The sequence below is a fragment of the Streptomyces sp. NPDC001532 genome, assembly GCF_040298625.1.
In the GTDB taxonomy this organism is placed as follows: domain Bacteria; phylum Actinomycetota; class Actinomycetes; order Streptomycetales; family Streptomycetaceae; genus Streptomyces.
On the sequence record NZ_JBEPAL010000007.1, the window covers coordinates 136,288 to 162,224 of the forward strand.

21 protein-coding genes are annotated in these 25,937 nt (G+C 71.0%); 14 read left to right on the forward strand and 7 right to left on the reverse strand.

The annotated features are described in order from the left end of the window. Positions 1-8: 8 nt before the first annotated feature. Positions 9-473 (reverse strand): DUF3093 domain-containing protein, encoded by a 465-nt coding sequence (locus ABT232_RS09645; protein WP_351838236.1) that lies wholly within the window; start codon positions 471-473, stop codon positions 9-11. Positions 474-531: 58 nt separating this feature from the next. Between ABT232_RS09645 and ABT232_RS09650 the strand changes: the two genes are divergently transcribed. From ABT232_RS09650 to ABT232_RS09670, 5 genes are all read left to right on the forward strand, one after another. Beyond that, positions 532-1,116: a PaaI family thioesterase gene (locus ABT232_RS09650; protein WP_351838238.1), complete on the forward strand. Its 585-nt coding sequence runs from the start codon at positions 532-534 to the stop codon at positions 1,114-1,116. Beyond that, positions 1,113-1,664 (forward strand): dUTP diphosphatase, encoded by a 552-nt coding sequence (dut, locus tag ABT232_RS09655; protein ID WP_351838241.1) that lies wholly within the window; start codon positions 1,113-1,115, stop codon positions 1,662-1,664. Before ABT232_RS09650 ends, dut begins: the two co-directional genes overlap by 4 nt. A 1-nt stretch (position 1,665) precedes the next feature. After that, the gene (locus ABT232_RS09660) at positions 1,666-2,424 is read left to right on the forward strand and encodes a DUF3710 domain-containing protein (protein ID WP_351838243.1); all 759 of its coding nucleotides are present in this window, start codon (positions 1,666-1,668) and stop codon (positions 2,422-2,424) included. A 279-nt stretch (positions 2,425-2,703) separates the two neighbouring features. Then, a complete protein-coding gene (locus ABT232_RS09665; RefSeq protein ID WP_351838246.1) occupies positions 2,704-3,102 on the forward strand; it encodes an OB-fold nucleic acid binding domain-containing protein in 399 nt (132 codons plus the stop codon). Between the two features lie 3 nt (positions 3,103-3,105). Then, entirely contained in the window at positions 3,106-3,867 is a 762-nt protein-coding gene (locus ABT232_RS09670) for a DUF3159 domain-containing protein (protein WP_351838248.1), read from the forward strand. A gap of 93 nt (positions 3,868-3,960) precedes the next feature. On the opposite strand, the gene ABT232_RS09675 is transcribed toward ABT232_RS09670, so the two are convergent. Continuing rightward, positions 3,961-4,638, reverse strand: a complete 678-nt coding sequence (locus tag ABT232_RS09675) for a potassium channel family protein (protein WP_351838251.1) — start codon at positions 4,636-4,638, stop codon at positions 3,961-3,963. Continuing rightward, positions 4,638-5,309, reverse strand: a complete 672-nt coding sequence (locus tag ABT232_RS09680; protein ID WP_351838254.1) for a potassium channel family protein — start codon at positions 5,307-5,309, stop codon at positions 4,638-4,640. Before ABT232_RS09680 ends, ABT232_RS09675 begins: the two co-directional genes overlap by 1 nt. Before the next feature lie 453 nt (positions 5,310-5,762). On the opposite strand from ABT232_RS09680, the gene ABT232_RS09685 reads away from it, so the two are divergent. The 3 genes from ABT232_RS09685 to ABT232_RS09695 all read left to right on the forward strand — a co-directional run bounded on the left by ABT232_RS09685 (position 5,763) and on the right by ABT232_RS09695 (position 10,715). Further along, positions 5,763-7,814, forward strand: coding sequence for an APC family permease (locus ABT232_RS09685; RefSeq protein ID WP_351838257.1), 2,052 nt, complete (start codon positions 5,763-5,765; stop codon positions 7,812-7,814). Between the two features lie 238 nt (positions 7,815-8,052). Next, positions 8,053-9,393, forward strand: a complete 1,341-nt coding sequence (locus ABT232_RS09690; protein WP_351838260.1) for a class I SAM-dependent RNA methyltransferase — start codon at positions 8,053-8,055, stop codon at positions 9,391-9,393. A 635-nt stretch (positions 9,394-10,028) separates the two neighbouring features. Continuing rightward, on the forward strand, positions 10,029-10,715 hold the full coding sequence (locus tag ABT232_RS09695; RefSeq protein WP_351838263.1) for a hypothetical protein: 687 nt from the start codon (positions 10,029-10,031) through the stop codon (positions 10,713-10,715). A 543-nt stretch (positions 10,716-11,258) separates the two neighbouring features. On the opposite strand, the gene ABT232_RS09700 is transcribed toward ABT232_RS09695, so the two are convergent. Beyond that, on the reverse strand, positions 11,259-11,705 hold the full coding sequence (locus ABT232_RS09700) for a DUF3592 domain-containing protein (RefSeq protein ID WP_351838266.1): 447 nt from the start codon (positions 11,703-11,705) through the stop codon (positions 11,259-11,261). Positions 11,706-12,226: 521 nt separating this feature from the next. On the opposite strand from ABT232_RS09700, the gene ABT232_RS09705 reads away from it, so the two are divergent. Together ABT232_RS09705 and ABT232_RS09710 are read left to right on the forward strand one after the other, a co-directional pair. Continuing rightward, complete coding sequence (locus ABT232_RS09705) at positions 12,227-13,012, forward strand: hypothetical protein (protein WP_351838269.1); 786 nt, start codon at positions 12,227-12,229, stop codon at positions 13,010-13,012. Between the two features lie 114 nt (positions 13,013-13,126). Continuing rightward, a complete protein-coding gene (locus ABT232_RS09710) occupies positions 13,127-14,998 on the forward strand; it encodes a TerD family protein (protein ID WP_351838272.1) in 1,872 nt (623 codons plus the stop codon). Between the two features lie 91 nt (positions 14,999-15,089). On the opposite strand, the gene ABT232_RS09715 is transcribed toward ABT232_RS09710, so the two are convergent. Both ABT232_RS09715 and ABT232_RS09720 read right to left on the reverse strand, forming a co-directional pair. Further along, positions 15,090-16,796: a cellulase family glycosylhydrolase gene (locus ABT232_RS09715; RefSeq protein ID WP_351838274.1), complete on the reverse strand. Its 1,707-nt coding sequence runs from the start codon at positions 16,794-16,796 to the stop codon at positions 15,090-15,092. Between the two features lie 134 nt (positions 16,797-16,930). Then, a complete protein-coding gene (locus ABT232_RS09720; RefSeq protein WP_351838277.1) occupies positions 16,931-17,569 on the reverse strand; it encodes a TetR/AcrR family transcriptional regulator in 639 nt (212 codons plus the stop codon). A 190-nt stretch (positions 17,570-17,759) separates the two neighbouring features. Here ABT232_RS09720 and ABT232_RS09725 point away from each other — a divergent pair, with 190 nt between their 5' ends. Further along, positions 17,760-18,968 carry an ion transporter gene (locus ABT232_RS09725; protein WP_351838279.1) on the forward strand — a complete coding sequence of 403 codons (1,209 nt, stop codon included), beginning with the start codon at positions 17,760-17,762 and terminating at the stop codon, positions 18,966-18,968. A gap of 156 nt (positions 18,969-19,124) precedes the next feature. Here ABT232_RS09725 and ABT232_RS09730 read toward each other — a convergent pair whose 3' ends face one another. Next, on the reverse strand, positions 19,125-21,362 hold the full coding sequence (locus ABT232_RS09730; RefSeq protein WP_351838282.1) for an acyl-CoA dehydrogenase family protein: 2,238 nt from the start codon (positions 21,360-21,362) through the stop codon (positions 19,125-19,127). Positions 21,363-21,628: 266 nt separating this feature from the next. Between ABT232_RS09730 and ABT232_RS09735 the strand changes: the two genes are divergently transcribed. The 3 genes from ABT232_RS09735 to ABT232_RS09745 all read left to right on the forward strand — a co-directional run bounded on the left by ABT232_RS09735 (position 21,629) and on the right by ABT232_RS09745 (position 25,462). After that, on the forward strand, positions 21,629-22,318 hold the full coding sequence (locus tag ABT232_RS09735) for a ScbR family autoregulator-binding transcription factor (protein WP_351838284.1): 690 nt from the start codon (positions 21,629-21,631) through the stop codon (positions 22,316-22,318). Between the two features lie 645 nt (positions 22,319-22,963). Further along, complete coding sequence (locus ABT232_RS09740) at positions 22,964-24,157, forward strand: cytochrome P450 family protein (protein ID WP_351838286.1); 1,194 nt, start codon at positions 22,964-22,966, stop codon at positions 24,155-24,157. A gap of 642 nt (positions 24,158-24,799) precedes the next feature. Continuing rightward, complete coding sequence (locus tag ABT232_RS09745; protein WP_351838288.1) at positions 24,800-25,462, forward strand: ScbR family autoregulator-binding transcription factor; 663 nt, start codon at positions 24,800-24,802, stop codon at positions 25,460-25,462. Positions 25,463-25,937: the final 475 nt, after the last annotated feature.

The window sequence follows — 25,937 nt, forward strand, 5'->3', positions numbered from 1 at the left end:
GCGCGTTCTCAGGCCGCGGCCGTCCTGGCCGCCTCGATGGCCGCAGCCAGCCGCTCGGGCTCCCGCGTCGACAGGTACAGGTACGGGGTCGGGTCCTCGGGGTCCGTGACCTGTACCCGCAGCGCCGTCGGGATGTAGGCCCGCAGCAGCAGGAAGGCGCGGGTGTCGGCCTTGTAGGTCCGCCAGGCGCGGGCCTCCTCGGGGTCCAGCACCTCCGCCTCGCCCAGCGCCGTCACCGGGATCTTCGCCTCGCCCGCGATCAGCGAACCGTTCACCACGCGGATGCGCAGCGAGCCGTACGAACTGGCCGCGACCGCCGCGACGGCCGTACCGCCGACCAGACCGCCGAGCATCGGCAGGGTGCCGAACGGCAGCATGATCAGGGCCAGCGAGAGCCCCACCAGGAAGCTGATCAGCCACCAGGAGCGGGGGGCGGTGAGACGTTCGTCGTACGAGGTGGCGGAGAGCTGCATGAAACCAAGCTTGGCACGGTGTCCGCGGGGGGCCGACGCGCGGGTAAGGTCTGCGCCTGTGAGTGGTACATCCGCAGCTCTTCAGCCTCCCGCCGACGCCGTGAAACCGGTGCGGCACCCCGACGCTCCCGCACCCGGCGAGCTCCTCGGCGCGCACTACGGCCAGTGTTTCGGCTGCGGCGGCGAGCAGCCGCACGGACTGCACCTGGCGGCGCGGGCCGGCGAGGGCGTGTCCCTCACCGCCGAGTTCACCGTACGGCCCGAACACCAGGGCGCTCCCGGACTGGCGCACGGCGGGATCCTGGCCACGGCGCTGGACGAGACGCTGGGCTCGCTGAACTGGCTGCTGCGCACCATCGCCGTCACCGGCCGCCTGGAGACCGACTTCGCGCGGCCCGTGCCGGTGGGCACCACCCTGCATCTGGAGGCCGAGGTGACCGCGGTGGCCGGACGCAAGATCTACTCCACCGCCACCGGACGGGTCGGCGGCCCCGACGGACCCGTCGCCGTGCGCGCCGACGCGCTCTTCGTCGAGGTCAAGGTCGAGCACTTCGTCAACAACGGCCGCGAGGAGGAGATCCAGGCCGCCATGAGCGACCCGGACCAGCTCCGCCGGGCCCGCGCCTTCGAGGTGAACCCGTGAGCCGCGCCCCGCTGGACGTCCTGATCCGGCGCGTCGACCCCGACGTGCCGCTGCCGGCGTACGAGCACCCCGGGGACGCGGGAGCGGATCTGCGCACCACCGAGGCGTGCGAGCTGGCGCCCGGCGAGCGCGCGGTGCTGCCCACGGGGGTGTCTGTCGCGCTGCCCGAGGGGTACGCGGCCTTCGTGCACCCGCGTTCCGGGCTGGCCGCGCGGTGCGGTGTCGCCCTCGTGAATGCCCCCGGGACGGTTGATGCCGGGTACCGTGGGGAGATCAAGGTGATCGTGGTGAATCTCGACCCGCGCGAGTCGGTGCGGTTCGAGCGCTTCGACCGGATTGCCCAACTGGTCGTCCAGCAGGTCGAGCGGGTCCGCTTCCAGGAGGTGGCGGAACTTCCCGACTCCGCGCGGGCCGAGGGGGGCTTCGGTTCCACCGGTGGCCATGCCGCGGTGGACGGCGGGAGCGGCACAAGCGGTCAGGCCGCCGTGGGCGGCACGACGGGTGGGTATCGATACGCTTCGGTCGTATCCGACCGGGAAGGACAGTGACGTGTTCGGACGTCGCAAGAAGAAGGGTGCCGCCGAGGACGCGGCCGGCGAGGCCGAGCAGGTCGTCGACAGCGTCGACACTGAGGCGGACGAGGGCACTCGGGAGCGGGTACGGCTGGAGCCGGAGCCCCGGCCCGACGGCCCGTGGGACAGCACCGAGGTCCGGGACCCGGCCGAGGGCCGGGTGGACCTGGGCGGTCTGTTCGTGCCGGGAGTCGAAGGCATGGAACTGCGGGTCGAGGTCGCCGGTGACGCCATCGTCGCCGCGACCGTCGTGCTGCGCGACAGCGCCATCCAGCTCCAGGCCTTCGCCGCTCCCAAGCGTGAGGGCATCTGGGCCGAGGTGCGCGAGGAGATCGGCGCCGGCATCACCCAGCAGGGCGGCATCATCGACGAGGTCGAGGGCCCGCTGGGCTGGGAGATGCGTGCCCAGGTGCCGGTCCAACTGCCGGACGGCACCAGCGGTTTCCAGGTCGTGCGGTTCGTCGGTGTGGACGGTCCGCGGTGGTTCCTGCGCGGAGTGATCTCCGGGCAGGGCGCGGTGCAGCCGCAGGCCGCCGGGCTGCTGGAGCAGATCTTCCGGGACACCGTCGTGGTCCGTGGCGAGGGCCCGATGGCGCCCCGCGACCCGATCGTCCTGAAGCTGCCGAACGACGCGCAGATGGTCCCCGAGGGCGTCCAGCAGGAGGAGAGCGGTTCCCGCTTCTCCGGTGGCATGGGCCAGCTCCAGCGCGGGCCGGAGATCACCGAGGTCCGCTAGGTCGGGTCCGGCAGACAGTGTTCGGTGGACCGACTTCGAAAGCGGCCGCCGGGCCTGATTCGAAAGCGGCTGCCGGACCTGCTCCGAGAGTGGCCGCCGGACCTGATCCGAGAGTGTGAGAAGGGTCGTACCCCACCGGGGTACGGCCCTTCCGCCGTGCCGAACGCGCAGGCGGCGGCGGGTGCGGGTGCCGGGAGGCGGTCCTGACGCGGGCCCGGGGTTGCGGGGCGGCGGGACTCGGGCTACGACGGTGTCGGTGTGCCCCGGTACGCTTCAAGCATGAGTGCTGTTCCTCGTTCCGAAAAGCCGGTGGGCCGGTTCCGGCGCATGCTCGACCGGCTCTCCTCGTCGCAGGAGGACCTGGAGTCCGAGGAGCTGCGGGAGGACGCCGTCACCGCCGGCTGTACGCGGATCGGTGACTGCCACGACCGGCAGATAGTCACCGTTACTGGTACCTTGCGCACGGTCACCCTGCGGCCGCGCGCGGGCGTCCCGGCCCTGGAGGCCGAACTCTTCGACGGCTCCGCCGCGCTGGACGTGGTGTGGCTCGGCAGGCGCTCCATCACAGGCATAGAACCGGGGCGCAAGCTGATCGCATCGGGCCGGATCTCGATGAGCCGAGGCCGGCGCGTGCTGTTCAACCCCAAGTACGAATTGAGACCCCTCGGACGGGAGTAGCCGGTGACGTCGCTCGACAAGCCGACCGAAGACGCCCCACAGGATTCGAGGGCGGTGACGGAGGCCGCGCTCTTCGAGGCGTTCGGCGGCGTCCGGGGCATGGTCGAGACCGTGGTGCCCGGGCTGCTCTTCGTCACGATCTACACCATCAACAAGGACCTGCACCTGTCGGCGATCGCCGCGCTGGGCGTGTCCCTGCTGCTGGTCGTGGTGCGCCTCGTCACGCGGGACACCGTCAAGCACGCCTTCAGCGGCGTCTTCGGCGTGGCCTTCGGTGTGGTCTTCGCGATGATGACCGGCAACGCCAAGGACTTCTACCTCCCGGGCATGCTCTACACGCTGGGCCTCGCCCTCGCGTACATCATCACGGCGATCGCCGGGGTGCCGCTGATCGGCCTGATCCTCGGCCCGGTCTTCAAGGAGAACCTCTCCTGGCGCACGCGCAATCCCGGCCGCAAGAAGGCGTACACCAAGGCCAGCTGGGCGTGGGGCCTGATCCTGCTCGCCAAGTGCGCGATCCTCTTCCCGCTGTACTGGTGGGCCGACACCACCCAGCTCGGCTGGGTGCTGGTGGCGCTGAAGATCCCGCCGTTCCTGCTGGCCGTCTGGCTGACCTGGGTGTTCCTGGCCAAGGCGCCCGCGCCGATCGATGTGTTCGCGGAGATGGAGGCGGAGGAGGCTGCCGCCAAGGAGCGGGAGGCCGCGCGGCGGGCCGAGCGGCAGGCCGAGCGGGAGGCCGCGCGGAAGTCCGCTTCGGCGGAGTAGCCGCCCGGCACATCGCTGCCGCAGGCACCACAGACGCTGAGAAGGGCGCCCGGAGATCTCCGGGCGCCCTTCTCGCCGTACCGGCCGCGGGGCTCAGCCCGTCGCGTCCTCGCGGCGCACCGACAGCAGGTCCTCCAGCTGCTCCTCGCGGGCCTGGGCGGCCACGAAGAGGAGTTCGTCGCCCGCCTCCAGGGAGTCCTCCTGGGAGGGGGTGAGGACGCGGGTGCCGCGGATGATCGTCACCAGCGAGGTGTCCTCGGGCCACTCGACGTCGCCGACCTGGGTGCCGGCCAGCGCCGACTCCTCCGGCAGGGTCAGCTCGACGAGGTTGGCGTCGCCGTGGCTGAAGCGCAGCAGGCGGACCAGGTCGCCGACGCTCACCGCCTCCTCGACCAGGGCCGACATCAGACGCGGCGTGGAGACGGCGACGTCCACGCCCCAGGACTCGTTGAAGAGCCACTCGTTCTTGGGGTTGTTGACGCGGGCGACGACGCGCGGAACGCCGTACTCCGTCTTCGCCAGCAGGGAGACGACCAGGTTGACCTTGTCGTCGCCGGTCGCGGCGATGACGACGTTGCAGCGCTGGAGCGCCGCCTCGTCCAGCGACGTGATCTCACAGGCGTCGGCGAGCAGCCACTCCGCCTGCGGGACGCGCTCGACCGAGATCGCGGTCGGCGCCTTGTCGACGAGCAGGACCTCGTGGCCGTTCTCCAGCAGTTCGCCCGCGATCGAGCGGCCCACCGCGCCGGCACCGGCAATGGCGACCCTCATCAGTGACCGCCCTCCTTCTCGGGGCCCTGGGCGAACGCCGCCTCGACCTTCTCGACCTCGTCCGTGCGCATCATCACATGCACCAGGTCGCCCTCCTGCAGCACCGTCTGCGAGGTGGGCAGGATCGCCTCGCCCAGGCGGGTCAGGAACGCCACCCGGACGCCCGTCTCCTCCTGGAGCTTGCTGATCTTGTGACCGACCCAGGCCGCGGAGGCGTGCACCTCGGCCAGCTGGACGCCTCCGGTGGGATCGCGCCACAGCGGCTCGGAGCCGGACGGCAGCAGCCGGCGCAGCATCTGGTCCGCCGTCCAGCGGACCGTGGCGACCGTCGGGATGCCCAGGCGCTGGTAGACCTCGGCGCGGCGGGGGTCGTAGATGCGGGCCGCGACGTTCTCCACGCCGAACATCTCGCGCGCCACGCGGGCCGCGATGATGTTGGAGTTGTCGCCGCTGGAGACGGCGGCGAACGCGCCGGCCTCCTCGATGCCCGCCTCACGCAGGGTGTCCTGGTCGAAGCCGACCCCGGTGACCCGGCGGCCACCGAACGAGGAACCCAGTCGTCGGAAGGCGGTGGGGTCCTGGTCGATCACGGCGACCGTGTGCCCCTGTTGCTCCAGGGTCTGCGCGAGAGCGGAACCCACTCTGCCGCAGCCCATGATGACGATGTGCACGACCGTCCTTCCGGTGTCAAGAGTTGTCGGCCTGGCTTGAACAGGGTCTCAGACCGCCGACCAAGCTACACACGCGCGGTCCGTGGACGGCACCCCCGTGCACGGTTCGTGTGAGGTCAGCGGCGGCTGATGCTCCAGACGCTCACCAGGGTGAGGATTCCGAGGCCGACGAGGGCGGCGGTGGCGCCGATCAGCTCTGCGGCGGTGGGCATGGTTCCTCCGGATCGGTGTCGAGCCCTGGCCGGCGCCTCGTGGCGTACGTCGCGGACGTGCGTCGCGGGCGTACGTCATCGGGCGTGCTGACAGGGCGTGATGGCAGGCGTTTTGTCATATAGGCATGTCCGGCGTCCCGCCCGTGGCACCCGGCGGCGCGCCCCTGGCCGATTTCACTCGGGGAGCAGATGAGGGTGGCGGGTGGGCGCTTCCCTGTTCGAAGGCCTACGATCCTCTGTTGTGTCCAAACTGACCGACGTGCCCAAACGGCTCCTCATCGGGCGCGCACTGCGCAGCGACCGGCTGGGTGAAACGCTCCTGCCGAAGCGCATCGCACTCCCCGTGTTCGCTTCCGACCCGCTGTCCTCCGTGGCGTACGCCCCGGGGGAGGTGCTGCTGGTCCTGTCCATCGCGGGTGTGTCGGCCTACCACTTCAGCCCCTGGATCGCGGCCGCCGTCGTGGTCCTGATGTTCACGGTCGTCGCCTCCTACCGGCAGAACGTGCACGCCTACCCCAGCGGCGGCGGCGACTACGAGGTCGCCACCACCAACCTCGGCCCCAAGGCCGGCCTCACCGTGGCGAGCGCCCTGCTCGTCGACTACGTCCTCACCGTGGCCGTGTCCATCTCCTCCGGCATCGAGAACCTCGGCTCCGCCGTCCCGTTCGTCGTCGAGCACAAGGTGCTCTGCGCGATGGCCGTGATCGTGCTGCTGACGCTGATGAACCTGCGCGGCGTGCGGGAGTCCGGGTCGCTCTTCGCGATCCCCACGTACGTCTTCGTCGCCGGCGTCTTCGTCATGATCGCGTGGGGAGCGTTCCGCGGCATCGTGCTGGACGAGACCATGCGGGCCCCCACCGCCGACTACGAGATCAAGCCGGAGCACGAAGGGCTGGCCGGATTCGCCCTGGTCTTCCTGCTGCTGCGCGCGTTCTCCTCCGGCTGTGCCGCGCTCACCGGCGTCGAGGCGATCTCCAACGGCGTCCCGGCCTTCCGCAAGCCCAAGTCCAAGAACGCGGCCACCACGCTGGCGCTGATGGGCCTGCTCGCCGTCACCATGTTCTGCGGGATCATCGGCCTCGCCATGGTCTCCAAGGTCCGCATGGCCGAGAACCCGGCGAAGGACCTCTACGAGAACGGCGCCCCGGTCGGCGCGGACTACATCCAGCACCCCGTGATCTCCCAGGTCGCCGAGGCCGTCTTCGGCGCCGGCAGCTTCCCGTTCATCGTGCTGGCCGCGGCCACCGCGCTGGTACTGTTCCTGGCCGCCAACACCGCCTACAACGGCTTCCCGGTGCTCGGCTCGATCCTCGCCCAGGACCGCTACCTCCCGCGCCAGCTGCACACCCGCGGCGACCGCCTCGCCTTCTCCAACGGCATCGTGCTGCTGGCCGGCGCCGCCGCGCTGCTGGTGTGGATCTACGCCGCCGACTCCACCCGGCTGATCCAGCTGTACATCGTCGGCGTCTTCGTCTCCTTCACGCTCAGCCAGACCGGCATGGTCCGCCACTGGAACCGCCACCTGGCCACCGAGAAGGACCCGGCCAAGCGCCGCCACATGATCCGCTCCCGCGCGATCAACGCCTTCGGCGCCTTCTTCACCTTCATGGTCCTGGTCGTCGTCCTCGTCACCAAGTTCAGCCACGGCGCCTGGGTCGCGCTGCTCGGCATGGTGATCTTCTACGGCACGATGACCGCGATCCGCCGCCACTACGACCACGTCTCCAAGGAACTCGCCGCCCCCGACGGGCCCAGCGACGACAGCGTCCGCCCCTCCCGCGTCCACTCGGTGGTCCTGGTCTCCAAGATCCACCGGCCCGCCCTGCGCGCCCTGGCCTACGCCAAGCTGCTGCGCACGGACACGCTGGAGGCGCTCAGCGTCAACGTCGACCCGGCCGAGACCAAGGCGCTGCGCGACGAGTGGGAGCGCCGCGGCATCGACGTACCGCTGAAGGTCCTGGACTCGCCGTACCGCGAGATCACCCGGCCGGTCATCGAGTACGTCAAGAGCCTGCGCCGGGAGTCGCCGCGCGACGCGGTGTCCGTGATCATCCCCGAGTACGTCGTCGGCCACTGGTACGAGCACCTGCTGCACAACCAGAGCGCCCTGCGGCTCAAGGGCCGGCTGCTGTTCACGCCCGGCGTGATGGTGACCTCGGTCCCGTACCAGCTCGCCTCCTCCGAGGTCGCGAAGCAGCGCGCCCGCAAGCGGTCGGAGTGGAACGCGCCGGGCGCGGTGCGGCGGGGGCCCGCGCAGGAGCGGGCGAAGGAGTCGCCGCAGGCCAAGCAGTGAGCCGGCGCGCGTGACGCGCGGCCTCGGGTACGGCGTGAGGCGTGGCCTCGGGTACGGCGTGAGGCGTGGCCTCGGGTATGGCGTGAGGCTGGCTTTCCGGCACGGTGGGAGGCGGGCCTTCCGGCACGGCGGGATGAGCCGCGCCGGGACGACGTAGACTGGTGGGCTGTTGTCCGGCCCGCTTCGGGCCGGCCCCGCTGGACAGCCGTTCCCCCTCTCGATCTGGAGTCACCCCGCCATGCAGGCAGAACCGAAGAAACCGCAGGCGGGGTCGCTGGTCGGGGAGGAGTACGAGGTCGAGATCGGGCCCGTCGCGCACGGCGGGCACTGCATCGCCCGCACCGACGCCGGCCAGGTCCTCTTCGTCCGGCACGCGCTGCCCGGCGAGCGGGTCGTGGCCCGGGTGACCGAGGGCGAGGAAGGGGCCCGCTTCCTGCGCGCGGACGCCGTCGAGATCCTCGACCCGTCCAAGGACCGCATCGAAGCCCCCTGCCCCTTCGCCGGCCCCGGCCGCTGCGGCGGCTGCGACTGGCAGCACGCAAAGCCGGGCGCCCAGCGCCGGCTGAAGGGCGAGGTCGTCGCCGAGCAGCTGCAGCGGCTCGCCGGCCTCACCCCGGAGGAAGCCGGCTGGGACGGCACGGTGATGCCCGCCGAGGGCGACAAGCTGCCCGCGGGCCAGGTGCCGCAGTGGCGGACCCGGGTGCAGTACGCCGTCGACGCCGAAGGGCACGCGGGACTGCGCAAGCACCGCTCGCACGAGGTCGAGCGCATCGACCACTGCATGATCGCCGCGGAGGGCGTCAGCGAGCTGGGCATCGAGAAGCGCGACTGGACGGGCATGGCGTCGGTCGAGGCGATCGCCGCGACCGGCTCCCAGGACCGCCAGGTGATCCTCACTCCCAAGCCGGGCGCGCGGCTGCCGATCGTCGAACTGGACCGGCCGGTGTCGGTGCTGCGGGTCGGCGAGAAGGACGGCGGCGTCCACCGCGTCCACGGCCGCCCCTTCGTCCGCGAACGCGCCGACGGCCGCACCCACCGCGTCGGCAACGGCGGTTTCTGGCAGGTCCACCCGAAGGCCGCCGACACCCTGGTCACGGCCGTGATGCAGGGCCTGCTGCCCCGCAAGGGCGAGATGGCGCTGGACCTCTACTGCGGCGTCGGCCTGTTCGCCGGCGCGCTCGCCGACCGCCTCGGCGAGACCGGCGCGGTCCTCGGCATCGAGTCCGGCAAGCGAGCGGTGGAGGACGCGCGACACAACCTCGCGGAGTTCCCGCGCGTACGGATCGAACAGGGCAAGGTCGAGGCGGTCCTCCCGCGCACGGGCATCACGGAGGTCGACCTCGTCGTCCTCGACCCGCCGCGTGCGGGCGCCGGCCGCAAGACGGTGGAGCACCTGGCGTCGCTGGGAGCTCGGCGGATCGCGTACGTGGCGTGCGACCCGGCGGCGCTGGCCCGGGACCTCGGGTACTTCCGGGACGGGGGGTACCGGGTGCGGACGTTGCGGGTGTTCGATCTGTTCCCGATGACGCATCACGTGGAGTGTGTGGCGATCCTGGAGCCTGCCGAAAAGGGCCGCTGACCTGTTGGTTTTCTGATTTCCGTGTTTCGGGCGGGTCCGGTCGACCTGTTCGTGAGTGCACGTGCACGACGTGCACCTGACCCCCGCGCTTCTGGTACCCCGCAGACCTGCCGTTTCACGAGGTGCGCGGGGTGAGGGACACGCGTCATCTGTCCAGGCGCGCGCGACCGCAGGTCATCTTGACGCTCAGGTGACGCCCATCCTGACGCCCATCCTGTCGCCCTGTCAGCGACACCGCGGCCGGATGGGAACGGCGCGCCGCTTCGGCGGACGACTCAAGGCATGTAACGGGCCACATGTGTGCGGTCCGAGGTGGAGCGGTTGCAGACCCAGGCCGCCGACGCCGAGGCGGCGCGGCAAGCCGTGTCGGCCACCGTACGAGCCGTGCACGACTTCGTGCAGCCCGTTCCGGCGTGGCTGCGGGGCGGGACGTCGGCAAGCACCGGAGATGCTGTGCCTGGAGTGGTACGCGGGCTCCGGCACCGCCCGCAGATGCCGCACCACCCGGTCAGCTCTCAGCGCGGCTTGCCGTTACCGCTCGACGCTGATCGGTTACGGGTTGGGCAACGACCGGGCGAAACAGCAGGGCAACAGCCTGGAGACGGGCTGAGGTCGGCGGTCGAGGACACGTAAGGATGCGGACAGTGATCAGGCGTAGGTCGGTACGCATTGGACTCCTTGCCACGGCCGTGGCCGGCTTGTCGCTCCTCGGGGGCACCGGCTGTGAAGGGGATAAAGATGAGGACGGCCTTCCGGACAACTACAAGGTCGTTGCGGGGACACAACTGTGCGGTGGCGATGCCGTGTCCGCCGAGGCGTCCAAGGCGCTGAAGGTGATCACGGGTTCGTCGAGTTTCGAGGCGTCGGCGGAGGAGTACACCGTCGCTCAGACTGCGGTGGACGTTGCCTTGGCGTTCGGGGACCCCCGGGTGTTTCGCGGCGACATCTGCCGTGTCTACTCGCCCATCGGCACGCCGGATCTCGAGCTCAGAGTCACCTGGAGGTGGGTCGACGGCCCGCCGACGGGCACTCCCGCCCCGAAGTTCACCGAGCTGAAGATGGGAGAGCAGACCCTGGCGGCGGCGGACAAGGCCTACATCCAATTCGCCTGCACAAGCGATGAGTTGCGCTCTTCGGACGCGGCCCACCTTCAGATTGGCGTGGAACGCTGGGGCACACCGACGGAGCCCGAGGGGGACACCGAGGCGTTGAAGGACGCCTACGCGACCGTGGCCCATTCCTTCTCGCTGGCCATGGCCAAGGAACTGGGCTGTGAGAAGAACGGCGGGCTCCCGGAGAAACCCGTGCTGGATCCCGCGTAGTCGTCGGCGTATGCGGAAACGACCGTGATCAGGCGGCCCTTCCACTGCCCGGAGGAGGGGCCGACTGCGGTATGCGGTCCGCCACGGACGAGCGGCGCATGCACGCCGCGTGCAGCTCGGCAAGGGCGGCGTCGAAGACGGTCGGTCCCGGCTCTGGCGTCGGACGGGAGACTTTCGCGGGACGGAGCCATTCCTTGTGCAGCGTGTTGAGGCGGTCCAGCGCGTCGCGCGGGACGCCGAGTCGGTAGATCCAGCGGGTCTGCGCGGCGCTGGCGGGAATGAGGGGCAGTTGCGCTGGCGGTGTCCAGCATGCGCTGGGCGTCGCACTGCGCGCAGGTTCTCGAACGCTGCGGCGGTGCCGGCATCGCGCTGTTGCCGGCGCAGCCCGTAGGCGTGGTCGTCGTACGGCCGGCCGTCGAGGTCGGTGTGCTCGTCGGAGTGGACGTTTGGCTTTTTCTGCGACGCACTCAGGTCGGCATGCAGCAGAACCCGGGCCGACAGGCCGGGGCTTCACATGTCCGACAGACGCCGACGCTTCCCACGTCAGGGCGTGGGCCCGTCCGAGTTCATGGCGAGCAGGAGGATGATGGCGAAGACGGTGAAGACGGCGAGGAAGAGCAGGGAGCCGATGGTGCCGGCGGTGAGTTTCGCCTGGGCCGGAGGCTTGGCGGTGGCGCGGTCGGGGCGCTCCGGCAGGTAGTGCACGGTGACGATGTCACCCTCGACCGTCGTCGACGGCCCGCCCTCCTCGTCGAAGCGGACGACGTGCCCGTCGCGGGTCGTGAAGGTGTAGACGTGGTGCATCGTCGTGCGCACCTGGCTGCTTCCCCCACCGCTCGTCTTCGTGTACGACCTGACACGTCGGGCCTGCGCCGTGAGCCCTCTCGACCAGGCACTGCTGACCTGGCGGGCGCGGCGGACGATGACGACGGCGAAGCACACCGCGAGGACGATCAGGAGGAGGGGTACGACGCTGAACAGCGGTTCCATGGAGTCCCCTCGGTGAGGCCACATGCCGGCCCGGATGCGCGGCGCGTTGTGAAACCTACCGGGATGACCTGCGGTTTCGTGCTGAGGCAGGCGCTGGAAGCCGCCGTTTTCACCCGCTCGTACACGCCACTGAGGCGCGGTTCGGGCGGTGCCGTGGGGGCCTCGTCGGCGGGAGCGAGGAGCTTGAGGGACAGGCCGGTGTGGGTGCAGGTCTCATGGTGTCCGTCCACGCTTGCCGCGAGCTTCGGGCGGTGCCGGTCGCTGTCTGCTCGGAAGGGGCGTGCGCTGCTGTGTCACGCTCAGGGGTGGGTGTGCGGGCCCTCCGGGCGCCGGGTGTGTGCCCAGGTCCACGTGGAGTACGAGCCTGCCGCGAGAGGCGGCCGCCGACCGCACCAGGGGCCGAGGCGTAGGGTCGTCCCGGGTCCTGAGGCCGGTGCTGCGATCACTGGGATCCCGGGCCCGATTCCGCCGTGGGCTGGTCCGTGAGGGGTGCGATGGCGGTCGCGTGTTTGGATCGGTAGGTGATCGAGTGGCGGCTGTCGAGGTACGGGCGTGGGCCCTGGGGCGAGGTCCCCGGTGTACTGGAGCGGGTGCTGCGAGCGCCGGGTGACGATGAAGGGGGCTGGCGGGAGCTCTGGCATCTCATCGCCACCGAAGGGGGCACCGTCTGTGCCGCGAGTTTTGCGGCTCTGCCGTATCTGCGGGACATCGCTCGTTCCGGTGAAACGGTCGCGGTAGATCGGGCGTTGGAGCTGGCCGGGGCGATCGTCGCGGGGGTTCATCAGGACCACGGTGCCGACGCGCTCGTACGGGAAACGGCTCCGGTCATCGCTGAGCTCAGGGACTTGCTCGCCCGGCGCATCGGTGACGGTGATCTGCCGGCGGCGTACGCGATGGCGTTCTTCCGGGCGGACCTCGCGTTCGCCGGCGCGGCCGGCTGGAGCATGGCCGAGTACGACTTCGACGACGGCTTCTACAGCGTGAGCTGCCCGCACTGCGACCTGCCCGTCACCCTTGCGATCGGCGGCCACGGGCACTACTCCGCCTCTCGGGACTGGTACGAGGGGGACGTCCGGCGCCGCCCTCTCGAGCCGTGTGCCGTCGACCGGCTCGGCGGTGTGGGCGCACGGATGCGCGACACCGCTCGCGCACTCGGCCTGGTCCGGATCATCGAGGGTCTCGCCTTTGTCTTCGGCCGAGCTTCGTGCCCGGACTGCGCCAGTACCTTCGTCGTCGCCGATCGGTACGCGGCCGACAACGAACCCCATCACTCGCCAGGTGGCCCTGTTCCGGACGGTGGCTGGTGAGAGGAGGAGAGACCGGGCAGACCGGGGCCCACGCGTGCGAAAATCCCAGCCGGTCGATCATCACGGTGGAGAGGCGTGGGTGCCGCTCGCCGTTCCGGGGGAGGGGAGCCGCGTATGGGCCTGCTGTCGTCGAGTCCGAAGTGGCCCGTGGCGCCTGACTACTTCCACGACTGGGCGCTGGTGGACGTGGAGACCTCGGGACTGCGTCCCGGCCGGGACCGGGTCCTGTCCCTCGCGATCCTCACGCTGGACGCACAAGGGCGGCAGACCGGGGAGTTCTCCACCCTTCTCAACCCGGGCTGCGATCCGGGGCCGGTGCACGTGCACGGTCTCACCCGGGACCGTCTCGCGGACGCGCCCACCTTCGAGGACGTGGCGCCGCAGGTGGGCGCGCTCCTCAGCAGCCGCGTGCTGGTCGCTCACAACGCGCAGTTCGACTACGACTTCCTGGCCCACGAGTTCGCCGGCGTCCGTTCCTGGGTGCCGGTGAGCAGGCGTCTGTGCACTCTGGCCCTCAACCGGCTGGTCGGGCCCGCGACGCCCGATCTGAGACTGAGCACGCTCGCCGCGCACTACGGCGTGCGCCAGGAGCGGGCCCATGACGCGCGGGACGACGTACGGGTGCTCTCCGGAATCCTGCGCGGCTCGCTGAGCGCCGCCGAGCAACTGGGTCTGTCCCTGCCGCTCCTGGACTGCCCACCTCGCCAGGACCACCAGCCCTACGTCCCCAAGACCCCGTGCGCCTACCGCAACCCGGGGCGTCTCGAGCCGGGGCGGCCGCTGGTCCAGGGCATGAAGGTCGCCATCACCGGGGAGACCCGGCTCTCCCGCGAGGAACTCGTCGCCCGCTCGGTGGCGGCCGGGCTGAACATGATGACCTCGGTCAGCGGTCAGACCAGCCTCGTCGTCACCAACGACCCCGGCACGGCATCCGGGAAACTGCGGCGGGCCGTGGACGAGGGTGTCCCGCTCGTGGACGAGTCGGCCTACCTGCGGCTGCTGGAGAACGTGCGCCCCGGCGAGGCCAAGGGCGCCGCCCGGGCCGGCGCCGCCCGGCAGCGCCGCGCCACCGAGGGGCCCCGGAGCACCATTACCGCACAGCAGGCGCCCGCGCCGAGCCTCCCGGCACAGCGCACCGCCGCGCCGACGGCCGCCAGCACCAGCGCCACCACCTCGGGCACCCAGGCGTTGGCCGGGCGCAGGGTCCTGGTTCTGGGCGGCACCCACCAGGAGGCCGCCGAGGCACGCGCTCGTGCCGTCTCGCTCGGCGCGTCCGCGGCCGTCAACCTCTCGGCCAGTGTGACCGACATCGTGGTGTTGGCCGGAGGCGAAGCGGATCGTCGTATGACGCGGATCGTCACCCTCGGGCTGCGCGTGCACGACGCCGACTGGCTCCTCGCACCCGGTGCCGCGCCGATCCTTGCCCCGCCACAGGGTGCGGCCGGGAACCGGCCGGAGAGCGCGAAGGTCCTGGTCCGCGGCGCCGTCCTCGATCTGCCCGACACCGACGCGGCCTGGACCGTGGCCGCCTCGTGGAAGCAGCACACCGCCTGCGCCGTGGACGTCGTCGCCTTCGCGCTCGACGCGCGGGAACAGGTGCGAGGGGACGAGGACTTCGTCTTCTACGGCGCTCCCGAGCACCCGGACGGCACCGTACGGCTCGCCACGGACAGCCCGACGGAGCAGGCCGTCACCGTCGAGCCGGACCGTCTGCCCCTGGAGATCCACAGGGTCGTCGTCGCCGCCGCGATCGACGGTGCCGCGACCTTCTCCGACGTCGGCGCTGTCGAGATCACCGCCACCTGCGGCATCGGCGCGGCCCCGATCGCCCGCGCCACTCTCGACGCCGCCACCACCGAGCGCTCGATGATCCTCGCCGAGCTGTACCGGCGCGGCGACGGGTGGCGGCTGCGCGCCGTCGGGCAGGGCTACGACCACGGTCTGCCCGACCTGGCCAGGGGTTACCGGGTGGACGTCACCGAGTGAGTCGGTGAGCGGCGTGGACGGTGCGCGGCCGGTCGGTCCGCGCGTGACCGGCGGGGTGGACGGTCCCCGCCGGTCGGCTGCCGCGGATCGCTCAACTGGTCGCGCAGGTCGTGCCGTTCAGGGTGAAGGTCGTCGGGGCCGTGTTGGTGGTGGTTCTGGTGCCGGTGAAGCCGATCGTGGTCGAGCCGGCTGCCGGGATGGTGGAGGTCCAGGAGGCCGCGGCGACCTTGACCGCGGCGCCGGTCTGGGTCGGGGTGCCGCCCCACATGTTGGTGATGGTCTGGGAGTTGGCGAAGGTGAAGGCCAGGGTCCAGCCGTTGATCGGGGCGGTGCCGGTGTTGCGGAGGGTGATCTCGCCCTGGAAGCCGCCGGGCCACTCGTTGGTGACGCGGTAGCCGACCGAGCAGGTGGTCCCCGGGGTGCCGGTGTCCTTCTCGGTCTTCACGGTGAGCGTGGCCGAGCGGGCGGAGCGGTTGCCGGCCGCGTCCTTGGCGTAGACCGCGAAGGTGTACGTCGTGTCGGCCGTCAGGGAGGTGACGGTGACCGAGGTCGTGGTGGAGGAGGCGGCCGCGGTCTCCGTGGTGCCGTCGACGCGGACCACGTCATAGCTGGTGACGCCGACGTTGTCGGTCGCGGCGGGCCAGGTGAGGGTGACCGAGGTGGGGGAGAGGGCTGAGGCGGTCGGGGTGCCGGGGGCGGTCGGGGCCTGGGTGTCGGGGGCGGTGCCGCCGAAGACCGTGGCCTCGCGGGAGGTCTGTGCGATGCCGTTGGCGCCGTGGAAGATGCGCCGGCCCCACGAGCTGAGCTGCGCCGGGTCGAAGCCGATCGCCAGATCGAGGATCGGGTCGGTGTTGCCGCTCCAGGACCAGGCCAGGTAGCCGAGGTCCAGCTGCTCGGCGGTGGCCATCATGGTGTCCTCGTCCGGGTCGCCCCACTGGTCGGACGGGCCGCCGAACTCGCCGATGAGGATGGGGAGGTTGGCGGTGACGAAGGCGTTCAGGTAGTCGGTGATCTCCGCTGCCGTGTCGAAGACGCTGTACATGTGGATCGAGAAGATCAGGTTGCCGGTGGGGTCGGCCTCGTAGACGGTCTTGGCGTTGGTGCGCATGACGCCCTGCCAGTCCTGGCCCCAGTTCGGCGCGTCCACCATGATCGTGTGCTCGAAGCCGGCGGCCCGCAGCTTCTTGACCGCGGCGATGGTCGGTTCGGTCCAGCCCGCCGGGTTGGTGTTGCCCCAGGGCTCGTTGCCGATGTTGACGATGACGTAGTTCTCCTCGCCGGCCAGGACGTCCTTCAGGCTGATCCAGTAGTCGGCGGCGTGGTCGAGCGTGCCGGCGGCCGCGTCCTCGCCGTAGCCGGTGGTGTCGTGCACCTCCAGCACACAGATCAGGCGGTTGGCCTTGCAGTCGTCGACGACGGCGGCCACGTCCGCGGCGCTGTTGCGGGTCCAGCGGTGGCCGTCGGAGAGGACGACCCGCACGGTGTTGGCGCCGAGCGCCTTGATGTCGGCCAGCGACTGCGTCTCGCCCGGGTACCAGGTGTGGGCGTGGTTGACGCCCCGCATGACGAAGTCGTTGCCGTTGCCTTCGAGGAGGCGGCCGTTGCTGATGTGCAGGCCGGTGGCCGCGGCGCCGGGGGACTGGGGGTCCGCGGCGGCGGCGGTGGTGGCGGTGGAGGCGGCGTGGGCCGGGGCCGCCGTCAGGAGGCCGAGGAGGGCGGCCAGGGTGGCCAGCGCCGCGAGCAGGGCGGTCGCGGGGTTCGGGGCATGCCTGAGCGTCGTGCTTCTTGTCGTTCTCACTGCGACTCCAGATGAGTGAGGCAAGGAAGCCGGTGGCGGAAAAAGGGGTGTGGGAGCGCTCCCATGAAGCCAGTAACGGCTGGGGTGCGTCAAGGGTCGCGACGGAAAGCGGTTGTCGTGCGGGGATCAGGTGGTCACGCGGGCAACGGGCGGCGGGCCACCTCGTGGGCGTCCTCGGCGGGCACGCCCAGCATGCGGAGCACCATCTCCGCGAGGTTGGCGGCCGTCTCGTCGCCGTCCAGCTCGGGGCGCGCGAAGCGCAGTTCGACGAGGGAGAGCAGGGCGCCGCCCATCGCCGAGAGGGCCGCGACCGGGTCCACCGCGGTGAAGCGGCCCGCGGAGACGCCGCGGATCAGGTCGCGCAGGGCGCGTGGGGCCAGGCCCCGTTCGGAGTGCAGATGGCCGAGCGCGTGGCGGCGCAGCACCTGCATCAGCTCGGGGTGCGAGTCGGCCATCCGGGCGCTGAGGCGGAAGCCGGCCGCGAGGAGTTCCGCCGGGTCGTCGATGCCGCGCAGCCGTTCGTCGAAGGTCTGCCCGAACTCCTCCAGGGCGTCCGTCACGGCCGTGTCGAACAGTTCCGCCTTCGAGCCGAAGTGGTTGTAGAAGGAGCCGAATCCGACGTCCGCGCGCTCGGCGATGGCCTGGATGCTGACGCCGGTGTCCCCGGTCTCGGCGAGAATCTGCCGGGCCGCGCGGACGAGTGCCCTGCGTGTCTCGGCGCGGCGTCGCTCGAAGCGGTTGCCGGGCGGTGGGGCGGTGGTCGACGTCGGCATGCGGCGAGTCTAGCCGTGGACATGGTGGAACTTCGCAATTCTGATCGATTCGTCAGTCTTGGTCTCCAGCGGCTTGTCCTGCGGTGACTTTCATCGGGGGTGTCGGTCAGGGGCGCGTCGGGGCGGGGTCGGGGGTGGGTCCGGGTGAGAGTGCGAGTATCACGCTGAGCGATGGAGCAGATACAGAAAGATGACCGACCACCACGACACCAAGCACACCGACCACCACGACACCACGTACACCGACCATCACGACATCACCAACACCGACGACCACGACACCACGTACGCCGGCCACCACGACATCAAGTACCTCGACCACTGCCCTGCTCCCACGGGCAGCGTGCCGCCGAGCCGCCGTGCGGTGGCGCTGGCGGCATGGGCCCGCGAACTCGTCGACGCGCCCTGGTTCGGGCTCGCCGTCTTCGTCCTCATCCTCGCCAACTCGGCCCTGCTGGGCGTAGAGACCTACCGCAGCGTCGTCGCGGAATGGCACCAGTGGCTGGGTCTCGCGGAGAACCTCTGCCTGGCCGCCTTCACCGCCGAGATCGCCCTGCGCGCCTGCGCTCACGCCGACCGGCCCCGGGCCTTCTTCCGGGATCCGTGGAACCTGTTCGACCTTGCCGTCGTGGCCTGCGCGTTCCTGCCCCTCGTACGCGAGAACACCACCGTGCTACGGCTGCTGCGGCTGGCCCGGGTGCTGCGCACCGCCCGCTTCCTGCCGCAGCTGCGCATCGTCATGGTCGCGGTCGCCCGGAGCCTGCCCGGCACCGTCAGTTTCCTGCTCGTCGGCGCGCTGGTGCTCTACGTCTACGCCATGGTCGGCTGGGTCTTCTTCGGCCAGGACGATCCCGAGCAGTACGGGACGATCGGCCGTGCCGTGCTGACGCTGTTCCTGCTGATCACGCTGGACGGTCTCGGCGACGCGGTGCACGCGGGGCTGAAGGTGTCCGACTGGAGCATCCTCTACTACGCCTCCTACGTCGTGCTCGCCTCCTTCGTGCTGGTCAACGTCCTCATCGGCGTCGTCATCAGCTCCTTGGACGAGGCTCGGGAACTGGAGCGGGAGCGGGTCGAGGGCCTGGCGGGTGCCCGGGGTGGCGGGAGTGGAGGGAGTGCAGCGGGAGGAGAGGGCGGAGGGGGTGGAGGGGGAGCGGGGCCCGCTCGCTCCGGGGCGGTGCGGGCCGCGGGGCTTTCGGAGGGGGAACTGCGGGCCCGGATCGCTCTCGCGAGATGTGCGCTCGATGATCTGGAGGCGGGGTTGGCTTGCGGCAGCGGCAGCGGCAGCGGCAGCGGCAGCGGCTCCGGTTCCGGAGCCGGCTCTGGTACCGCTTTCGGCTCCGGCTCCGCTTCCGGCTCCGGCTCCGGCTCCGGTTCCGGTTACGGCTCCGGTCGGTAGGGGAGCGGTGGGTCCGTAGAGGCGCTGGCTCCGTAGGGCCGCTGTGTGGTTGTTCGGGTGCCGGACGTGGGGCGAGGTCGCTCCCTGGGTGGGGGCGGCCTCGCGCGGGACGTCGGCATACCCGGGGGAGTGGGCCCCCGGGGGTCGGGCGCGGGATCAGGCGGGGGTCGGTTCCGGCAGAGGCTCCGGCTCCGACGCGGACTCCAGGACGGACTCGACCGCCGACTCCAGCGCCGACGTCAGCGCGGGCTCGGGCAGCGACTGCGTGGTGGTCCCCGTCGCTATGCCCTCCGTCGCGATAGGCGTGGTGGTCCTCGTCGCGATGCCCTCCGTCGCGATAGGCGTGGTGGTCCTCGTCGCGATGCCCTCCGTCGCGATAGGAGTAGTGGTCCTCGTCGCGGTGGCTCTTGTCGGCTCCGGCTGAGGGTCGGGGGTGGGGTGCTGGTGGTAGTGGTCCATGTAGTCGGGGCCGGCGATCGGGACGCGGGAGAGGAACTCCTCCGGCAGGTCGAAGGCGTCCACCAGGGTCATCATGTGGGGCGCCAGGTCGGCTATGACGCGGTCGGCGGTGTTGTGCAGGGACACCATCTGCTCGGGCGTCATCAGGCCGGCGGCCAGCAGGTCGCCGGTGTGCTGGCGCAGTTGCTCCAGCAGGAAGAGCCGGGACATGTTCTCCAGCAGGAACCGGGCGCGGGCGTTGCGGGCCGTGTCGGCGGCGGCCAGCAGGGCGTCCGCCGCCTGGAGGCGGGCGTGCGCGGAGACCATTTCGAGGGCGGCGCCGGAGGTGGCGTTCCAGCGTCCGATCGGGTCGCCCGCCGGACCGCCGCGCAGCGCCTCCCGGGCGCGGGTCTGCCAGATCCGCTCGGCGGAGGCGAGCAGGTCGCGCAGGAAGCCGAGGTCGGTCAGATCGCGCCCGCCCGGAGCCATCGGCTGCTCGGGGCCCGACTCGTGGCCGAAGACCATCTCGGAGGCGGCCTTCACCCAGATCACCAGGTTGTCGCCCTCGGCGGTGATGCCGCCCTCGACGTTCAGCTGGAGGTCCGCCAGGTTGTTGTGCGGGAACAGACCCTGAGCCCCGCAGCGCTCGCGGGACTCGATGGTGATGTCCCGGGCCTGCCAGGTGATCCAGCCCTTGGCGACGGCGATCAGCCGCTCGATCTCCTCGCGCTGCTCGCGGTCGGTCTCGTCGTGGGTCATCCAGCGGTCGACCATCGAGCGCTGGAGGAAGGTCATGGCGTAGGCGGTGGACAGGGAGCGCAGCAGCCGGGCGTGGTGGCTGCGGTGGGCGGTCAGCGGGACGCGCTGGCCGGCCTTGGTGCCGCCGATCTGCCGGTGGTGGGCGTAGCGGACGGCGATGGTGAGCGCGGCGCGCGCCATGCCCAGGGTGCCGGCGCTCATGCAGAGCTTGCCCACGGTGACGCGGCCCACGGAGCGCAGGAACCGCTTGCGGCGGTTGCCGAGGGAGCTGGTCAGCTTGCCGTCCTCGTCCAGCCGGCCGTGGGCGGCCTCCAGCATGGCCTCACGGGGCAGTCGGACGTGCTCGAAGGCGGTGAGGCAGTGGTCGACCGGGGTGCCGGTGCGTTCGGGCAGTCGGCGGACCCGAACGCCGGGCAGGTGACCGTTGTCGTCGCTGAGCGGGGTGAGGAAGAGGAAGATGCCCTGGTCCTCGTCGTCGACCAGCAGCCGGGCGGCGACCACCGCGCTCTTCGGGCCGCCGGTGAGGCTGGTGTTCGGCATGAACTTCTGGGCGCCGACGGTCGGCGTGTGCAGGATGAATCCGCCGGTCTCGCGGTCGAAGCGGGCGACCGTCTGGAGGTTGGCGACGTCGTTGCCGTGCTCCAGCTCGGTGCACAGGAAGACGCCGGTGCGCCGCATGGCGGCGTACGGGGTGAGGTCGCGGCGGTAGCCGTCGTGGTCGAGCAGGCTGCCGAGGAAGAGGTTGTAGTGGATGCTCGCGAGCGTGCACAGGCCGCCGTCGACGAAGCCGGTCCACTCGTGCAGGGCGGCGAGCCGGCGGGCGTCGTAGGTCAGCGCCTCGGCTGACGGGACGGCGCTGTTGACCAGGCGGAGGCGCTGGTACGAGAGCTCCGCGCGCTCCTGCGGCGGCAGTCCGGGGCGGTAGGCGAACTCCTCGCCCCCCACGAGGGCTCGCCAGGGGCCGTGGACGCGGTCGCGCTCGTCGCCTTCGAAGAGCAGGTGGGTGAGCTCGTCCAGGGCGCTGCCTTCGACGGGAGCGACGGTGGTGCGGGTGCGGGCGGGTGCGGAAGCGACGGCCGCGCTGGTGGCGACGGCGGTGGTGGCACCCGCGGACGCGGTGCGAAGAAGCGGAATAGAACCGTCCGCGCGGTCTGATTCTTCGGTGCCTCTGAACGGTGCTTCAACCTGCTGAAACATCGACTGTCCCCCAGTGAGTGCCAAGCCAGAAGGTATGCGTTGGTGGCGCCGGAGAGAAAACTACGGACCAATCGGTTTGTTTTCAAGCCCTTGCAAAACCGGCTGGGTGGTTTTATTGTTCCGATCGGACGTGTGAATTGACCGGTTTCGCGCGCCCGGTCTGGAACGACGGGGGTGAGGCGGCCGGACGCCAACTCATCACTCCACGCGGGCTATAGGAATACAAACCACTCGGTCTCTTCTTCCGAGGGGTACGGAGGGATGCAGTGGCACAGCAGGAGCGGGCCATCCGTACGCGCCAGAAGATCGTCAAGGCGGCGGCGGAACTGTTCGACGAGGTCGGCTACGAGGCGGCGACCATCTCCGAGGTCCTGAAGAAGTGCGGCGTGACCAAGGGCGCGCTGTACTTCCACTTCTCCTCCAAGGAGGAGCTGGCCCAGGAGGTGCTGGCCGGACAGGTGTCCGCGCTGCCGCCCGTTCCGCCGCAGGAGTTGTACCTGCAGCAGAGCCTGGACGAGGCGCTGCTCCTCGCCCATCTGCTGCGGCTCGGCGATCCGATGGTGCGTGGCAGCATCCGGCTCACCGTGGACCAGGGGTCCCCGCAGGACGGCCTGGACCGCAGGGTGCCGATGCAGGGCTGGATCAACCACAACATGGATGTCCTGGCCCGCGCCAAGGCGGCCGGCGAGCTGCTGCCGCACATCGATGTGGCGTCCACGGCCACCCTGTTCACCAGCAGTTTCACTGGCGTGCAGGTGCTTTCCAAGATCATGACCGGCCACGCGGACATGGTGGAGCGGACGACGGACCTGATGCGGAACCTCATCACCGCCGTCACCGTGCCGGGCGTCCTCGTCCGGCTGGACTTCGCGCCCGACCGCGCGGAGCGCGTCTACACGGAGGCCGTCCGGCTGCGCGACGAGCGGCTGGCCGCCCACGCCGGGGCTGCCGTGTGAGGTGTCACCGGTCTGCCGAAACGGCTGCCGGACGGGCCACGGCCCGGTAGAAGGCTTAGGTGTGGCCTTAGGCGCGGGCTTGGGTCTGCGGTCTCGTGCGTGCGGGTGGTCTCGTGTGCACGGTTCGTGCGGGTGGGCTCGCGGGTGAGGTCTCGTGCTGTGGCTGCGGTCGCTCGGTTGTGGGGCCGCGGTCGCGGGGGTTCGGTCCGCGGGCGGGGTCTGTGGGGGCGTAGCGCAGGGGGCTTCGGTCCATGGGCCGGCGGAAGCGCGGTGTGTGGGACCCGGGGCTCCGGATCCTCGGCTCACCGCGCTGAGGCCAACCGCGCCGCGACAGCAGGAACTTCGGCGGATCGGCGTACGGCCTCGACGGCGTACGGACCGCTGGAAGCAGGAATCACGGCCTGATCGAGTACGACGGCTCCAAGCCGGTCGGCGCGCTTCGGTGCGTCGGGCGGCGGTGTGATGCGCGCCGGTGAAGCGGCGTGCCGGCGCGGCCCGGGTGACGGGCCGTCGCCACGGGGGAGGAGCAGCCGCCGGGCTCCTCGTTCTCCTCGGTGTGTGTGCGTGCGGGTGGGGGCGGAACGCGACGACGACCGAATGGAGTTCAACAGAATGAACGTTACTTCTGGTCTCTACACACTGGACGTGACCGGAAGGGACATCGCGGCCGAGGCCGCGATGCTGCGGGAGCAGGGCCCGGCCGTCGAGGTCGAACTGCCGGGCGGCATACGGGCCTGGGCGGTCGTCCGGCAGAGCCAGGTGGAGCGGCTGTTGCTGGACCCGCGGGTCTCCAAGGACGCGCGGCGCCACTGGCCCGCTTTCATCGAGGGGCGCATCACGCCCGACTGGCCGCTCTTTCCCTGGGTCGCCAACGAGAACATGCTCTTCGCGTACGGCGCGGAACACGGGCGGTTGCGCAGACTCGTCGCCGGCGCCTTCACCGCCCGCCGGACCGCCGCACTGAAGCCCCGGGTCGAGGAGATCACCACGTCCCTCCTCGACGCGCTGGACGCCGGATCCGAGGGCGGGCCGGTCGAACTGCGTTCCGGCTTCGCCGAGGCGCTGCCCCTGCGGGTCGTCTGCGAGCTGTTCGGGGTCGAGGAGAGCGAGACGCGCACGGCGCTCTGCGCCGCGCTGCGGGTGGTGTTCTCCTCCAGCGTCTCCGCCCAGACCATGGAGGCCGCCCGCGGCACCGCCTTCCGGCTGCTCGCCGAGCTGGTGTCCGCCAAGCGCAGGCAGCCGGGCGACGACCTGACCTCCTCGCTGATCGCCGCCCGGGACGACGGTGACCGGCTCAGCGAGAACGAACTCCTCGGCACGCTCTTCCTGATGATCGCGGCCGGACAGGACACGACGTCCACACTCATCGTCAACGGCGTGGGCTCGCTGCTGACCCACCCGGAGCAGCTGGAGCATGTCCGGGCCGGGCGGGCCGGCTGGGACGACGTGGTCAACGAGACCCTGCGCGTCCACAGCCCCGCCTCCTACTCGCCGATGCGGTTCGCGGTCGAGGACATCGACCTCGACGGCGTGCTGATCCGGCAGGGCGACCCCATCCTCGTCAGCTTCGCGGCGGGCGGTCGCGATCCGGAGCGGTACGGCGAGGACGCCGCTCGCTTCGACCTGCTGCGCACCGACCGTGACGTCCTCGGCTTCGGGCACGGGGCGCACCGCTGCCTCGGCGCCCCGCTGGCGGTCCTGGAGGCCACCGTCGCCTTCCGCGCCCTCTTCGAGCGCTTCCCCGACCTGGCCCTCGGCTGCCCGGAGGAGGAGCTGCGCCCGCTGCCCACGTTCCTGCTGAACGGCTTCGGGGCGCTGCCGGTGCTGCTGCGGAAGTGAGCCACAGGCGGCCGGCGGAGGCCGGGGCGGCCCGGGAGCGGTGCGGGGCGCGGCCGGTGGAATCACGCCAACCATGGAGGTGCTGAGAGCGGCCACTGGTCGTATTGAGTGAGGCGTTCGTCCTCGGCGTGCCGTGCCGGCGGCCGAGGGCGCGGCTTGCCGCGCGTTCCCTGACGGGGCCCGTTTTCGCGGGCCCCGTTTGCTTGTTTGCCGAGCGGCGTACGACGGTGGGTCGCGGAGCGGCCGGCCGGCGGGACCTCGGGGTTTCCGGGGGGCCGTGGTGGCGGTCGGTGGCGGTCGGCAGAGGGCTGTCGCCGATCGGGGCCGTTCCGGCGGCGGGTCCGGCCGGCCCTCCGGTGCGCCCTGGCGTCCATTGACCGTCCATTGGATATCCATGGGCCGCCCACTGGCCGCCCATCGGGCGTCCATCCGCTGTCCACGACCGTCAAGCGGCGCTCCACTGGTGGCTCTTCGAGGGCCGGTTCCTGGGTCGATTTCCGGGCTTTCCCAGGTCCGAGGCCTTACGAAGTAGGGAAACCGCGCAGCTGGTTTGTTACAGTGAGGAGTCTGCGGCCCCCGACGGCGACCGAACGGAACCCCGTCCTCCGCAGCACTGACCGCCGGTGAGCAACGGAGTCCGCCATGGCCAAGCAGGAACGCGCGATACGGACGCGCAATGCGCTCGTCAACGCCGCGGCCGAGCTGTTCGATCGGGACGGGTTCGAGGTCGCCTCGCTCGCCACCATCAGCGCCAAGGCGGGGGTCAGTAGCGGAGCGCTGCACTTTCACTTCGCGAACAAGGCGGCGCTCCTAGACGCGGTGGTGTCCGTGGCCGGAGAGCGGCTGCTGTGGATCACCCGGCAGCGGGACGCCCTGTCCCTCCAGGTGCTCATCGACGCCAGTCACGACCTCGTGCAAGGGCTCGGCCAGGACGTCGTGCTGCGCGCCGGGTTCGCGCTCAGCTCCCACCCCGAGCGTGGCGACGCCACCCAGGACCTGCGCCAGGACTGGCAGACCTGGGTCGAGGTCACGGTCGAACGTGCGGAGCGCGAGGGTGCCCTGATGCCCGACGTGGCCACAGGTGACCTGTCGACGGCCGTGGTGGCCGTCGCGGCCGGCCTGGAGGCCCTGGGCGGCCGGGACCGCCGCTGGCTCGACCGGTCGACCCTGACACGCTTCTGGACACTTCTGCTGCCGCGTGTCGTCGGCCCGGCGGCCCAGGAGCTGTTCGTGGCCTCCGGGCACGTCGGGGTCGAGGAGTCGCCCTGCGGGGTGCCGGTGGCCAGTTCGGTGGCCGAGCGGTAGCGGCGTAGCGCGTCGGCTCGACGAGCCCCTGGGGTGTTCTTGCCCGGGGGTGGCTTCTTGCTGCCCTGAAGGGCCGTCATCTTGCGTCGCTGGGTTGCCGCGTGCCGCGTGCCGCGTGCCGCGTTGCCGCGTCGCTCTGTCGCGCTGCCGCCACGTCGTGCTGTCGCCTGGCATGCAGGCGTGCTGTCTCGGCGGGCGGCGGGCGGCGGGCGGCGGGCGGCTGTCGTGGTGGGTGGGCAGTTGCCGCTCGATGATCCAAAGCAGACTGTCGTCGCTGTTTTCTGGTGTCAAAGCCTGGATGGCGTGGCAAGTTGCACACGGCATATGTGCCTGGAGTGACCATGTAGGTGCCGTTTTGTCGGCTCGCTCGCTCTGGTGAACCTCGAGGTTTCTGAGGTCTATTGCCGCTTCCCGCTTGACAAACAGCGGAGCCGGTTTGTTTTCTAGGGGGTGTTGCTGAAGCCGTCCAAAGCGT

Coding starts and splice junctions, on each gene's coding strand:
- ABT232_RS09645 (WP_351838236.1), bottom strand. CDS start 473: ATGCAGCTCTCCGCCACCTCGTACGACGAACGTCTCACCGCCCCCCGC.
- ABT232_RS09665 (WP_351838246.1), top strand. CDS start 2,704: ATGAGTGCTGTTCCTCGTTCCGAAAAGCCGGTGGGCCGGTTCCGGCGC.
- ABT232_RS09675 (WP_351838251.1), bottom strand. CDS start 4,638: ATGAGGGTCGCCATTGCCGGTGCCGGCGCGGTGGGCCGCTCGATCGCG.
- ABT232_RS09690 (WP_351838260.1), top strand. CDS start 8,053: ATGCAGGCAGAACCGAAGAAACCGCAGGCGGGGTCGCTGGTCGGGGAG.
- ABT232_RS09695 (WP_351838263.1), top strand. CDS start 10,029: ATGCGGACAGTGATCAGGCGTAGGTCGGTACGCATTGGACTCCTTGCC.
- ABT232_RS09700 (WP_351838266.1), bottom strand. CDS start 11,705: ATGGAACCGCTGTTCAGCGTCGTACCCCTCCTCCTGATCGTCCTCGCG.
- ABT232_RS09710 (WP_351838272.1), top strand. CDS start 13,127: ATGGGCCTGCTGTCGTCGAGTCCGAAGTGGCCCGTGGCGCCTGACTAC.
- ABT232_RS09720 (WP_351838277.1), bottom strand. CDS start 17,569: ATGCCGACGTCGACCACCGCCCCACCGCCCGGCAACCGCTTCGAGCGA.
- ABT232_RS09725 (WP_351838279.1), top strand. CDS start 17,760: ATGACCGACCACCACGACACCAAGCACACCGACCACCACGACACCACG.
- ABT232_RS09730 (WP_351838282.1), bottom strand. CDS start 21,362: ATGTTTCAGCAGGTTGAAGCACCGTTCAGAGGCACCGAAGAATCAGAC.
- ABT232_RS09745 (WP_351838288.1), top strand. CDS start 24,800: ATGGCCAAGCAGGAACGCGCGATACGGACGCGCAATGCGCTCGTCAAC.